The sequence below is a fragment of the Bradyrhizobium sp. genome (assembly GCF_035309285.1).
Lineage (GTDB): Bacteria > Pseudomonadota > Alphaproteobacteria > Rhizobiales > Xanthobacteraceae > Bradyrhizobium.
Window position 1 is genome coordinate 1 of sequence record NZ_DATGFH010000038.1, and the last position, 12,880, is coordinate 12,880.

Annotated in this window: 11 protein-coding genes and 2 pseudogenes; 7 read left to right on the plus strand and 6 right to left on the minus strand. The window is 63.8% G+C overall.

Annotated features, from left to right (window positions below):
* From VKR55_RS07995 to VKR55_RS08010, 4 genes and pseudogenes are all read left to right on the plus strand, one after another.
* Positions 1-319 (plus strand): annotated as a pseudogene (locus tag VKR55_RS07995) (hypothetical protein); the annotation flags it as partial.
* A 114-nt stretch (positions 320-433) separates the two neighbouring features.
* Positions 434-703 (plus strand): GlsB/YeaQ/YmgE family stress response membrane protein, encoded by a 270-nt coding sequence (locus VKR55_RS08000; protein ID WP_324401529.1) that lies wholly within the window; start codon positions 434-436, stop codon positions 701-703.
* 209 nt (positions 704-912) lie between these two features.
* Entirely contained in the window at positions 913-2,658 is a 1,746-nt protein-coding gene (locus VKR55_RS08005) for a type I secretion system permease/ATPase (protein ID WP_324401531.1), read from the plus strand.
* Between the two features lie 26 nt (positions 2,659-2,684).
* Entirely contained in the window at positions 2,685-3,998 is a 1,314-nt protein-coding gene (locus tag VKR55_RS08010; protein ID WP_324401550.1) for an HlyD family type I secretion periplasmic adaptor subunit, read from the plus strand.
* Positions 3,999-4,201: 203 nt separating this feature from the next.
* Here the strand turns inward: VKR55_RS08010 and VKR55_RS08015 are convergent, their stop codons facing one another.
* A complete protein-coding gene (locus tag VKR55_RS08015; protein ID WP_324401533.1) occupies positions 4,202-4,681 on the minus strand; it encodes a CinA family protein in 480 nt (159 codons plus the stop codon).
* A gap of 171 nt (positions 4,682-4,852) precedes the next feature.
* Here VKR55_RS08015 and VKR55_RS08020 point away from each other — a divergent pair, with 171 nt between their 5' ends.
* The 3 genes from VKR55_RS08020 to VKR55_RS08030 all read left to right on the plus strand — a co-directional run bounded on the left by VKR55_RS08020 (position 4,853) and on the right by VKR55_RS08030 (position 7,717).
* Complete coding sequence (locus VKR55_RS08020; protein ID WP_324401536.1) at positions 4,853-5,926, plus strand: amidohydrolase family protein; 1,074 nt, start codon at positions 4,853-4,855, stop codon at positions 5,924-5,926.
* 65 nt (positions 5,927-5,991) lie between these two features.
* Positions 5,992-7,101, plus strand: a complete 1,110-nt coding sequence (locus tag VKR55_RS08025) for an amidohydrolase family protein (protein ID WP_324401538.1) — start codon at positions 5,992-5,994, stop codon at positions 7,099-7,101.
* A gap of 202 nt (positions 7,102-7,303) precedes the next feature.
* Positions 7,304-7,717 carry a Rieske (2Fe-2S) protein gene (locus VKR55_RS08030; protein ID WP_324401540.1) on the plus strand — a complete coding sequence of 138 codons (414 nt, stop codon included), beginning with the start codon at positions 7,304-7,306 and terminating at the stop codon, positions 7,715-7,717.
* Positions 7,718-7,874: 157 nt separating this feature from the next.
* On the opposite strand, the gene VKR55_RS08035 is transcribed toward VKR55_RS08030, so the two are convergent.
* The 5 genes and pseudogenes from VKR55_RS08035 to VKR55_RS08055 all read right to left on the minus strand — a co-directional run.
* The gene (locus VKR55_RS08035) at positions 7,875-8,162 is read right to left on the minus strand and encodes a hypothetical protein (protein ID WP_324401542.1); all 288 of its coding nucleotides are present in this window, start codon (positions 8,160-8,162) and stop codon (positions 7,875-7,877) included.
* A gap of 917 nt (positions 8,163-9,079) precedes the next feature.
* Entirely contained in the window at positions 9,080-10,186 is a 1,107-nt protein-coding gene (gene tcuB / locus VKR55_RS08040; RefSeq protein WP_324401544.1) for a tricarballylate utilization 4Fe-4S protein TcuB, read from the minus strand.
* Between the two features lie 3 nt (positions 10,187-10,189).
* On the minus strand, positions 10,190-11,215 hold the full coding sequence (locus tag VKR55_RS08045; protein WP_324401546.1) for an alpha/beta hydrolase: 1,026 nt from the start codon (positions 11,213-11,215) through the stop codon (positions 10,190-10,192).
* Positions 11,216-11,222: 7 nt separating this feature from the next.
* Positions 11,223-12,611, minus strand: a complete 1,389-nt coding sequence (gene tcuA, locus VKR55_RS08050) for an FAD-dependent tricarballylate dehydrogenase TcuA (protein WP_324401548.1) — start codon at positions 12,609-12,611, stop codon at positions 11,223-11,225.
* Between the two features lie 79 nt (positions 12,612-12,690).
* Positions 12,691-12,880, minus strand: a pseudogene (locus tag VKR55_RS08055) (citrate-proton symporter); the annotation flags it as partial.

The window sequence follows — 12,880 nt, forward strand, 5'->3', positions numbered from 1 at the left end:
GAATTACTGTATTGTGGTGGCGCATGGCGAGATCTTCCTTGTGTGTCTCGAACATTTGGCGATGCTCAAGACCGCAGAAGAATCCACGCCATGCGCCATGTCCACCAAAATTAAACCGGACAGCCGTGGGCTTGACCCGGCAATCCATCATCTTCGAAAGAAGACATTTTCGATGGATGCGCGGGCCTTCGCGGGGCCGAAGGGGCTTCGGCCCCGCAGGCGGGTCAAGCCCGCGCATGACGAGTGGTGCTTGAGATCCGGCGTTCGCGACATCGGATCGGGTCGGGCGGCGCAACAAACCGCTGTTGCCGCGGCGTAACGGTTTGAAGGCGAATCGGGACCGCAACCGGTTTTCCGGTCGTCACGCTCCCTCATTATGGGTAGGCTTGCCCGGCGCGCGAGCCGTCGCTGGCGCAACAGGGGGAATTTTCAAATGGTCCTGTCCAACGAAAGCCTTATCGTCATTCTGTTCGTCGGCCTGATCGCGGGCTGGCTCGCCGGCAAGATCGTGCGCGGCACCGGCTTTGGCATCATCGGCGACCTCCTGGTCGGCATCGCCGGCGCGTTGGTCGCAAGCCTGTTGTTTCCGAAGATCGGCATACGCCTCGGCACCGGCCTTGTCTCGGAGATCATCTATTCCGCTATCGGCGCGATCATCCTGCTCCTGGTCGTGCGGCTCTTGCGCAGCGGCGGACGCTGGTAACCGCCCCCCGGACCCGTCAAAAATGGGCTGTCCCGCCGGGATGGCCCCTGTTTCCGGCCTCGCGTTTCGCAAGGCGCGCCAGCTACATTTAGGGTTAATTTTGGGTTCGTTGGACGGTGCTGGTGAAAACCGGTACAATACCGGTATTACATGTCATTGGAATCCCGTATTAATTGAGGCCACCCTTCCATTTTGAAGAGACAGCATTGATGGCAGCCGCTCCCGGTGTCCGGCGTTCCGAACTCGGTGAAGCGCTGCGCGCCTGCCGTGGTGCCTTTGTCGGCGTCGGGCTGATGAGCTTCGTCATCAATCTCCTGTACCTGACCGGCTCTATCTTCATGCTGGAGGTCTATGACAGGGTGCTGCCGAGCCGCAGCGTGCCGACCCTGATCGGCCTCATCGTGATCGCGACCGGGTTGTACATGGCCCAGGGCGTGCTCGACCTGATCCGCGGCCGCATCCTCGGGCGGATCGGGACCGCGCTCGACGAAGCGCTCAACGCAAGGGTGTTCGACACGGTGGTGCGGCTGCCGCTGACGCTGGGCACCCGCAGCGAAGGGCTGCAACCGCTCCGCGATCTCGACAACATCCGCTCCTTTCTCGGCAGTATGGGGCCGAGCGCATTCTTCGACCTGCCGTGGCTGCCGCTCTATCTCGGGATCTGCTTCGCCTTCCATGTGGCGATCGGCGTCACCGCGCTGGTCGGCGCCATCGTCCTGGTGTCGCTGACGCTCGTCACCGAATATCTGTCGCGGCAACCCGCGCGCGCGGCGATGGGGCTCGCTGCGCGGCGCAACGATCTGGCCGCCGCCAGCCGTCGCAACGCCGAGGTCATGGTCGCCATGGGCATGGCCGCCCGGCTCAACCAGCGCTGGGGCGAGGCCAATGAGAGATATCTGGCCGGCCACCAGAACGCCTCCGACATCACCGGCGGCCTTGGGGCGATCGCCAAGGTGCTGCGCATGATGCTGCAATCGGCGGTGCTCGGCGTCGGCGCCTATCTCGTCATCCATCAGGAGGCGACCGCCGGCATCATCATCGCGGGCTCGATCCTGAGCGCGCGGGCGCTGGCGCCCGTCGATCTCGCGATCGCGCATTGGAAGAGCTTTGTCGCCGCGCGGCAGAGCTGGGAGCGCCTTAACCGCTTGCTGGAGCAGATCCCGGAACGGCCCAAGCCGCACCAGTTGCAGGCTCCCGCGAGCCGGCTGTCGGTCGAGGGTGTCGGCATCGCCGCACCCGGCGATCAGCGGATGATCATCCAGGACGTGAGCTTTGCGCTGACCGCGGGCCAGGGTTTGGGCGTGATCGGCTCGAGCGGCTCGGGCAAGTCGTCCCTGATCCGCGCGCTCGTCGGCGTCTGGCAGCCGTTTCGCGGCAAGGTCCGGCTTGATGGCGCCGCGCTCGACCAATGGTCGTCGGACATGCTCGGCCGGCACATCGGCTATCTACCGCAGGACGTCGAGCTGTTCAGTGGCACGGTGGCGCAGAACATCAGCCGCTTCGATACGAGCGCCAAATCCGAAGACATCATCGCCGCGGCCAAGGAGGCCGGCGTGCATGAGATGATCATCAAGATGCGCGACGGCTACAACACGCATGTCGGCGAGCAGGGCAGCGCGCTGTCGGCCGGCCAGGCCCAGCGCGTCGCGCTGGCCCGCGCGCTCTACGGCGATCCCTTCCTGATCGTGCTGGACGAGCCCAACTCCAACCTCGATACCGAGGGCGACGAGGCGCTGACACGGGCGGTGCGCGCCGCGCGCGAGCGCGGCGCCGTCGTCGTGGTGGTCGCGCACCGGCCGATCGGCATCGAGGGCGTCGACCAGATCCTGGTCGTGAAGGACGGCCGCATGCAGGCCTTCGGTCCGAAGGAGCAGGTGCTGGCGCAGGTGCTGCAGCCGCGCGTGGCCGGGCCTGCGCCGATCAAGATCGTCTCCGATGCGGGAGGCAAGCCGTGATGTTGATCGACCCTGCGCTGAAAGGCATGCTGATCGCCCCCGGCCTGAAGGGTGCGCGCCGGTCGATTCGGCTGCATTTGATCATCGGCCTGGCGCTGGTGGTGGTATTGGCGGGCGGCATCGGCGGCTGGGCCTCGACGCAGGAGATTTCGGGCGCGCTGATCGCACCGGGCCAGATCGTGGTCGAATCCAACGTCAAGAAGGTGCAGCATCCGACCGGCGGCGTGGTCGGCGAACTGCTCGCGCGCGACGGCGACAAGGTCAAGGCCGGCCAGATCGTGGTGCGGCTCGACGATACCGTCACCAAGGCGAACCTTGCGCTCGTCACCAAGGACCTCGATGCCGCGACGGCGCGCGCGGCGCGGCTTGAGGCCGAGCAGGGCGGGTTCGACAAGGTCAAGTTTCCGGAGCAACTCACCGGGCGCGCCAGCGATCCCGACGTCGCGGCCGTGATGGCAAGCGAAAGCAAGCTGTTCGATGTGCGCGTCAACGGCCGCGCCGGGCAGAAGGCGCAGCTGCGCGAGCGCATCACCCAGCTCAACGAGGAGATCTCGGGACTTGAGGCGCAGGAGAAGGCCAAGGATCAGGAAATCGCGCTGGTGCAACAGGAGCTCAGCGGCGTCAAGGATCTCTATGACAAGCACCTCGTGCAGCTCTCGCGGCTCACGACGCTCGAGCGCGATGCCGCGCGGTTGAACGGCGAGCGTGCGCAGTTCATCGCCTCGCGGGCGCAGGCCAAGGGCAAGATCAGCGAGACCGAATTGCAGATCATCCAGGTCGACAAGGACATGGAGAGCGAGGTCTCCAAGGATCTGCGCGAGACCAACGACAAGATCGGCGAGCTCACCGAGCGCAAGGTCACCGCGGAGGACCAGCTCCGGCGGGTCGACATCCGCGCGCCGCAGGACGGCATTGTCGAGCAGTCGACCGTGCACACCGTCGGCGGCGTCATCGCCGCCGGCGACACCATCATGCTGATCGTGCCGCAGACCGACCATCTGCAGGTCGAGGCCAAGGTCAATCCGCAGGACATCGACAAGCTGCAGGTCGGCCAGAAGACGCTGCTGCGATTCTCCGCCTTCGACCAGCGCACCACGCCGGAGTTGAACGGCCTCGTCAGCCGCGTCTCGCCCGACGTCGCCACCGACCAGCGCACCGGCCGGAGCTACTACACCATCCGCGTCTCGATGCCCCCGGACGAGATCGCCCGCCTCGGCGACGTCAAGCTGATTCCGGGCATGCCGGTCGAGGCCTTCGTGCAGACCGGCGAGCGCACCATGCTGTCCTACCTGATGAAGCCGCTCCACGACCAGTTCATGCGTGCGTTCCGGGAGAGGTGATGGTGGCAGCCGTCGTTCCGGGGCGATGCGAAGCATCGAACCCGGAATCTCGAGATTCCGGGTCTGGTGCTTCGCACCATCCCGGAATGACAGCGAAATAATCTCCGCTGTCGTCCCCGCGAAAGCGGGGACCCATAACCACGGGGCGTAGTTGTTGCGCTCACTGGACGACAACGAGCGTTTTCAAGCAACAGCCGCCGCAGCTAAGATAAATTCTTCAGCAACAACCCCAGCGCTGTCTTCGCGAACTCGTGCATATTGGCCTGCCGGTCGTTCTTGCCGGTCTCGAGCGTGATCACCGACGTCTCGCTGCCTGCGACCGCCATGCAGCTATGGCCGGCGGCATCGCCGTAGCGGTTGCCGGTCGGCCCGGTGGCGCCGGTCTCCGACAGCCCCCAATCCGTTGCAAAACGGCGTCGCACCTGTTCCGCCAGCAATTTGGCGTAAGGCTCCGAAGCCGAACGAATGCCCTTCATCACCTCTTCGGGAATGTCCATCAGCAGCCGTCGTGCGTCGCGCGTATAGACCACCGCGCCGCCGAGAAAATAGGCCGACGCCCCGGGTACGGCGAGGAGGGAGGCCGCGATCAATCCGCCGGTGGAGGATTCCGCGACCGCAATGGTCTGCTTTTTCGCGATCAGCTTGGCCGCGATCTGTTCGGCGATGCCGATGAGTTCTTTCATATGACCAGCTCCGCTGCAGGATCAGCTTCTTCCGTGCGTCCTTGCCTTCCTCCCTAGCATACCAGCTCTGGCTTTGCCGAGTTGCAGCGCAACGAGCGGCCTGCTTCAATGGCTGTAACGAGCGGCGCAGCAATTGCGCCAGATGAGAGGAAACAGGTCAGAGGAAACCTCATGACGACCCCGCTTCCCGGCGGTGTGGATTGCGATCTGCATCCGGCGGTGCCGCATCTCACCAGCCTCTTGCCTTACATGAACGACTATTGGCGCGACCAGGTGACGACGCGCGGCATGGTCGATCTGATCTCGCAATCCTATCCGACCAATTCGCCGATCTCCTCGCGTCCCGACTGGCGGCCGGCCAAGGGCAAGCCGGGCTCGAGTCTGGAGGACATGCAGACGCAGGCGCTCGATCCGTTCCAGGTCGCCTACGGCATCTGCAACCCGCTCTATGGCGTGCAGATGGTGTTTTCCGAGGACATGCAGGACGCGTTCTGCCGTGCCCTGAACGACTGGCTTGTCAAGGAATGGCTCGACAAGGACGCGCGGCTGCGCGGCTCGATCGTGATCCCCACCCAAAGCGTGGAAAAATCCGTGGCCGAGATCGAGCGCTGCGCCAGGGACAAGCGTTTCGTCCAGGTGCTCATGCTCGTCATGGGCGACGTGCCCCTGGGCAAGCGCGCGCTGTGGCCGATCTATGCCGCGGCAGAGCGGCTCGGTTTGCCGATCGGCATCCATGCCGGCTCGGCCTATCACAATCCGCCGACCTCGGTCGGCTGGGGCTCCTACCACATCGAGGATTACGTCGCCCAGGCGCAGGCATTCCAAACCCAGCTCACCAGCCTGATCGTCGAAGGCGTGTTCGCGCGCCATCCCTCGCTGAAGATGGTGATGCTCGAAAGTGGCTTCACCTGGCTCGCGCCATTCGTGTGGCGGCTGCACAAGTTCTGGCGCGGCATCCGCATGGAAACCCCCTGGGTCGACCGCGCACCGATGGAAATTGTGCGCAGCAATATCCGCTTCTCGCTGCAGCCGGTCGACGCGCCACCGGACCCCGCCCTGCTGAACCGCCTGGTCGACCATATGCAATCGGACGAATTGATCCTATTCTCGACCGACTATCCGCATTGGCAATTCGAAGGCAACGAAGCGCTGCCGGAGGGGTTATCAAGTGATCTCGTGCGCAAGATCATGATCGATAATCCGCTTGCCACTTACGGCCGGCTTAAGGAGCCTGTCCGGGCATGATCCCCGAAAAGTGGCGTTCCGGTTTTCGGACAAGGATCATGCCCAAACAATAGAGAGACGGTTTCATGAACATCCAGCTCCGCGATCGTCCCGAAGTCGAGTCGAAGGTCGAGGTGAAAATCGCGATCGCCGATTGCGATATTCATCCGGCGCGCGCCACCAAGACCGAGCTCTATCCCTTTCTCGCCAAGCGCTGGCACGAGCATCTGCAGGTTTACCAGGAGCATCCCTATCAGGGCATGATGGAAGGGCCGCCCTATCCGAAGGCGCAGCCCAATGCCTCGCGTCGCGATGCCTATCCACCGGAAGGCGGTCCGCAGGGCTCTTCGCTGTCCTTCATGCAGAAGCAGCACCTCGATCCCAACAATGTCGTGCTCGGCGTGCTCAACCCGCTCAGGACCGGGCAGGGCCTTCGCAACCATGATCTGGCCGCGGCGATTTGTTCTGCGATCAACGACTGGCAGATCGAGAAGTGGACCTCGAAGGATTCGCGGCTGAAGGGCTCGATCGTGGTCGCCAACGAGGACGGGGTGACCGCGGCAAAGGAAATCAGGAAGCGCGCCGGCGACAAGGATTATGTCCAGGTGCTGCTGCTCAGCCGCAATGTCGAGCCGCTCGGCCAGCGCCGCTACTGGCCGATCTATGAGGCAGCCGAGGAGGCGGGCCTTCCGATCGGCGTGCACGCCTTCGGCTTCGGCGGCAATCCGATCACCGCGTCGGGCTGGCCGAGCTACTACATCGAGGAGATGGTCGGCCATTCGCAGTGCCAGCAGACGGCGCTCGCGAGCCTCGTGCTCGAAGGCGTGTTCGATCGTCATCCGACATTGAAGATGATCATGGTCGAGGCCGGCTTCGGCTGGGCGCCCTCGCTGGCCTGGCGGCTCGACAAGGTCTGGCAGCGCCTCAGAAGCGAAGTGCCGCATGTGAAGCGGCCGCCGTCGGACATTATCCGCGAGCAGATCTGGTGGACCACGCAGCCGATGGAAGACCCGGAGCGGCGCGATCATCTGTTCGACGTCATCGACTGGATCGGCTGGGACAAGCTTCTGTTCGCGACCGACTATCCGCACTGGGATTTCGACGATCCGTCGCGCGTGCTGCCGCCGGGTGTCTCCGAGGCCAACCGCGAGGCCTTCTATCTCGGCAACGCGAAAAAGCTGTACGGAATTTCCTGATGGAGGATGACCGTCTTGTCCGCGGTCTCCGTTCACCTCTCCCAGGGGGAGAGGTCGAATTGCGAAGCAATTCGGGTGAGGGGATAAGGTCCATCGTGAGAGCGAAACCCCTCACCCGGATCGCTGGCGCGATCCGACCTCTCCCTATGGGAGAGGTGAATTGCACCTGTGGCAATAGCTCAACCTGTCTCCTTATCTTGTCATGACAAAACACGTCATCGCCCCGGTCGGCGAGCTGCCGCCGGGGACGCGCAAATTCGTCACCATCGACGACCGGCCGATCGCGATCTTCAACATCAACGGCGAGTTCTTTGGCCTGCTCAATCGCTGCCCGCATCAGGGCGCAGCTCTGTGCGAAGGCCCGCTGATCGGTCTTGCGCAATCCACCGATCCCGGCGAGATCCAGTACACCAGGCTCGGCGAAATCCTCCGCTGCCCCTGGCACGGCTGGGAGTTCGACATCCGCACCGGGCAATCCTACTGCGATCCCCGCCGCTTCCGCGTGAAGGCGTACCCGGTCAATATCGAGCCGGGCACGGCGGTTGTGAAAGGCCCGTACATCGCCGAGACCGTCAAGGTCGCGGTCGAGAGCGATTACGTGGTGGTGGAGTTGTGAGACTCATCGTGCACCAACTCAGGTGTCATGCCCGGCCCTGACGAAGGACATCCGATCTAGCGCATGATCCGGAAAAGTGTGAAGCGGTTTTCCGAAAACGTCATGCGCAAACAAGATGCTAAAGCGCGATGATGATTCTTCCTCAAATCATTGCGCTTTAGTCCAGATTTGGTTTCTTCCCGGGCCTCAGGCCGCCGCCCCCGCCGGGGTTGAGGTTCTTGCTCGTATCATACGGATCGCTCGCGGCGCTGCGCGGGATCGGCGGAGGCGCTTTCGGACCGCAATAATTGCAAGGCGGCCGCCCGCCGAGCATGGTCATGGTGCCGGAAATATGCGGTCCGGCCTGACCGCCGGGCGAGATCATGAAGGTGGCGGCGTCGGCGCTTGCGCTGCCGAGCAACGCGGAGGCCACAAGGAGCGACAATGCTCGGGTACAGAAGGACATGAAATCTTCTCCAGTTCAGGTGGACACTCCGTCGTGTCACCCCGGAAGCGGTCGGTTCGATCCATCAGTGCGCGGCCTCACACTTGATCAGTACAGGAAGGCGCCGCTTTCCGCGACGGCAGGGCCTCTTCGGCTTCCGCCGGCATCTCATCCTCTGCCTTTCGCGCGCAATCCGTATTTCGCGAGCACACGCTTGATGCCGTCGGTGATGTGGCTCTGCAACGGCTCCGAACCGTCGGGCAAATCACTTCCCGCCACTTCGTCTTATCAGAATCGATGTCAAGCCCCTTTGCCTGAAATATTGAGCTTCCGTTAATCAGAATATTATGGTTGTATCCGCGCATCCTGATTCCCTTGAGAGGGGCGACCGCGCACCGCCACGGACGTTGGAGTCGGGATGCGATGGACGCGGTGGTGTCGCAAGGCGAGCGGCGCCAATGCGGACGGCGAAATCGTGTGGTCCTGGCCTCCCGACGCTGAGGTCAAGTCTGCCGGTGATTATCGGCGGGCGACGGTGGCTACAAAGCCCGGCACACCGGGGAGAGTACGTATAAGCCGTAAACCATTGCGCAGGGAATGCCGGTTGTTCCGGCTGCCCTGTTGTTGCCTGCGTGCGTAAGTGCACTTTCTTTGCACGCAAGGCTCGCGGGTGCGGCCTGCACCCGGCATTCCCTGCTCCCTCTGACTTTCGAGGGACGATGATGATGTATCACTCGGGCAGTTCGTGCCGCGGGAATGCGGAGTTGTGTCCTCGTCATTGCGAGCGAAGCGAAGCAATCCAATCCATGTCTCCGTTGAGGCGGTATGGATCACTTTGTCGCGGAGCCTGTCATCGGGCCGCGCGTTCGCGCGGACCCGTTGGCTCCTCGCAATGACGACCGAGAATCGTAGGGTGGGCAAAGCGCCCCTACGGGTTCCTACTCTCCCGCCATCATCTGCCGCTCTCGTGCATATCGCACCAGCGCCACGAAGCGATAGATGCCGTGCACGAACTTGCCATAGGGCAGGGTGATGAACAGGGCAAAGATGAAGCCAAGATGCAGCGCCAACAACGGACCCATCGCCGCTGTCGCGCGCAACACCAAAAGGATGAGTCCCGTGAAGCTCGCCAGCAACAGCATCAGGATGAACGCGGTGTCCATGCCGGTGCGCTGTTCATCGACCAGCACGGGATCACGCTGCGATTTCGCGACCAGCAATCCGATCGGTCCGATCAGGAGCCCGATGCCGCCGAGCGTGCCGAGCACGACCGGCAAATCCCACCAAGGATAGGGCGCCTCGCGTGCGAAGAGGTAGTGATAGAGCGTGCCGACGCAGGTCGCCGCGAAGCAGAGGATGAAGCCGTAGAACGTCAGATGATGGAAAATCTTGCGGCGGTCGGTCGGCTGATCGTCCTCGTTGAAGCAGCCGACCCCGCCGCCATCGAGAAAGCGCAATTCGCCAGCGTCGCGGATCGCTTGCCACAGCGACTTCGCGTTTGTCGTCATGCCGATGGGCTCGCCGATGTCCCGCCAGAACGCGCGCACGCTCATCACGAGCGCCAGGATCGCATAAAGGAACGCCGCGCCGAACAGCGCTGCCATCGTGTTGTGCGGCATCAGTTGATAGAACGCCCCGGGACCGGTGTGGACGCCATAAAGCACGGCACGATCGTTCGCCGCCGCAAAGCCGAAGATGAAGGCGGCCACACTCAGCGCCGCGATCACGCTGATGACGAGGCCGTTGCGCGCGAACAGCCCCGCAAAGGCACGCGGCCAGGCATAGGCCGCATAGGACTCCGCGCGGGCGATCGCGAGCGTCCGCGGCACATTGACGTTGAACTCATGCGGCGGCGAGAACTGGCAGTCGGTGTAGCAGGCGCCGCAGCCATGGCAGAGATTGGCGAGATAGTTGAGGTCGCCGTCGGAAAAGGCGCGGCGCATCTCCATCGCGGGAAACACCGCGCACAGTCCCTCGCAATAGCGGCAGGAATTGCAGACCGTCATGAGGCGGTCGGTCTCTTCGAGGATTTGCGTGCCGTGCATCTTTCAACGCTTCCTGCTCAGGCCTTTGCCCTCCAGCCAAGTCTGGATCAGGCCCGCGACCTCGAGGTTGTTCTTGTCCATCATCGTCAAATGCGAATTGCCGTGGATTCCGACCCTGGGCAGATCGATGACGTCGACGCTGCCGCCGGCGGCTTTCATCGCTTCGGCAAACGCTATGCCCGTCGCGCGAATCTTCGGCCAGCGCGGGTCGCGCTCGATGTAATCGCCATAGATGATGAGCGTCGGGATGGTCCTCAGCACGTCGACCTTCGCGGGATCGCCGACACCGGCCGGCTCGACCGCGATCAGCGCCTTCACCTTGTCGGGGCGCGTCTGCGCCACCTTGAAGGCGAAAGGACCGGCCTGGCTGTGGAACAGGATGATGGAGGGGCCGACGCGGTCGATCTCGGCGATATAGGCCGCGACGATCGCATCATCGGTGGTGGTCCAGCGAGGCGCGAGTTGCTTGACGAAGGTCTCGTAGCCTTCATTGGGAAATTGGCTCCCCGGCATCAGCCTGCGCTTGGCCGGATCGGGATCGTGGGAGGCGGGGCCGTCGCCGATGCGGAAGCGCGCGAACGGATCGGCGGTGGTGAGGAAGAGCGGCTCGCCCTTGAAGACGTCGGGATACTGCGCCCACCCCGCACGCCCGCGCTCGACGGCGTCGGAATTGTAAACACTCCAGCCCTTGCGCAGGAAATAGTTGAGCCAGCCTTCGCGCCCGTCCGGCGTGGTCTCGTAGGTGACGCCGGTCATTCCGCCGCCATGCCAGAGCAGGAACGGACAGGCGCCGCGCTCGTTCACGGGGAGAAAGTACTGCACATACATCTGCTCGACCTGGTAGGTGCCGTTGGGGTCGACCCTGGCCGGCACGCCGCCCGCCGTGAAGGTCACCTCCTTGATCGGCTTGCCCTCGATCTCGACCAGCCGCCCGCCGACATGGAACGAGCCCATGTCGCGCAGCGAGATCGGCTCTTCCGCGCCGGCAGGCACGGCCGACGTCCGGCTTACCGGGAGAGGTGATCTCATCGTGGCGCTAGTTCCTCGCATTCTTCGCCGCTTCCCGTCCCGCGATGCGCCCGAACACGCTGCCGATGGTCATGCCCATGCCGGCCGCATAGCCCTTGCCGAGCACATTGCCGGCCATGATCTCGCCGGCGGCGAACATGTTGGCGGAAGGCTTGCCGTCCTTCATCAGCATGCGCGCCTCCCTGTTCACGCGCGTGCCGAGATAGGTGAAGGTGATGCCGGGCCGCACCGGATAAGCGAGGTAGGGCGGCGCCTCGATCTTGCGAGCCCAATGCGTCTTGGCGGGCGTGATGCCTTCGGTGCGGCAATCGTCGAGGATGGTGTGATCGAACGTGCCGGGCCTGACCGCAGCGTTGAATTCGGTTACGGTCTTCTCCAGCGCGGCCGGGTCGAGCTCGAGCTTGGCAGCGAGCTCGGCAACAGTCGCGCCTGCGATCGGCGGGAACAGCGTCGGCATGAAGCTCGTGACCACGCTGGAGTCGAAGATGATGTAGGCGATCTGGTCGGGCTGCGCGGCGACGAGACGCCCCCAGATCGCATAGCGCTTCGGCCAGATGTCCTCGCCCTCGTCGTAGAAGCGTTTGGCGTGCTTGTTGACGACGATGCCGAACACCACCGAGTCGTGGCGCGTGATGATGCCGCCGTCGAATTTCGGCGCGCGGGCGTCGATTGCGACCGCATGGCACTGGGTCGGATCGCCGATCTCCCGCACGCCCTTGGCAAGCAGCATTTTCAGGATCGAGCCGCGGTTATAGGGCGTGCCGCGGATCAGGAAATTTTCCGCGGCCTCGCCCCAATGCTGCTTCAGCCATTCGATGTTGGCTTCGAACCCGCCGGCGGCCGCGACCAGCGCCGAGGCCTTTGCGGTCACGGGCTTGCCCTTGTGTTGCAGCGAGGCCGACAGGAACATGCCGTCGGCGATGTCGAGGTCGCGCACTTCGGCGTCGTAGAGGATCTCGACGCCAAGCTCCTCCGCCGTGCGATAAAGCGCATTCAGCATCGCCCGCCCGCCGCCGAGGAAGAAGGAGTTGGTGCGGCCGAGGCTGAGCGTGCCGCCCAGCGACGGCTGCCAGCGCACGCCCTGCTCGACGATCCAGTTCAGGATGTCCTTGGATTCGTGGATCATCATGCGCGCCAGCTCTTCGTCAGTCTGGCCGCCGGTGACGCGCAAGAGATCCTCCCAGAACTCCTCTTCGGTGTAGGGCCCGGTCAGGATGTCGGTTGCCGCGTCATGGGCGCAGCGCATGTTGCGGGTGTGGCGGGTGTTGCCGCCGCGATAGAATTTCGGGGCGCCCTCCAAAACGAGCACCGATGCGCCGGCCCGCCGCGCGCTGATCGCAGCGCACAGCGCGGCGTTGCCGCCGCCGATCACCAGCACGTCGAATTTACGATTCAAGTCGACCATGCCGTGTTGTTAGCTTTGTTTGCATGGAAATCAAAGCGGCCGGCAGGCGAGTGCCTAACCGGCTGCTATCTCACGCATGCTGCGAGGCGACCGCTTTTTCGCGCGCCTCGATCGCTCCGCTGCGGTAGATGGCAACCGCGGCCATGAAGCCACTCGCCGCCGCGCACATCAGCCAGAAGCCGGGAGATGCCTTATCGCCGGTTAGGGCGGTCAGCTTCAATGCCGCATACGGCGTAAATGTACCGAATAGCGCCGCTGCC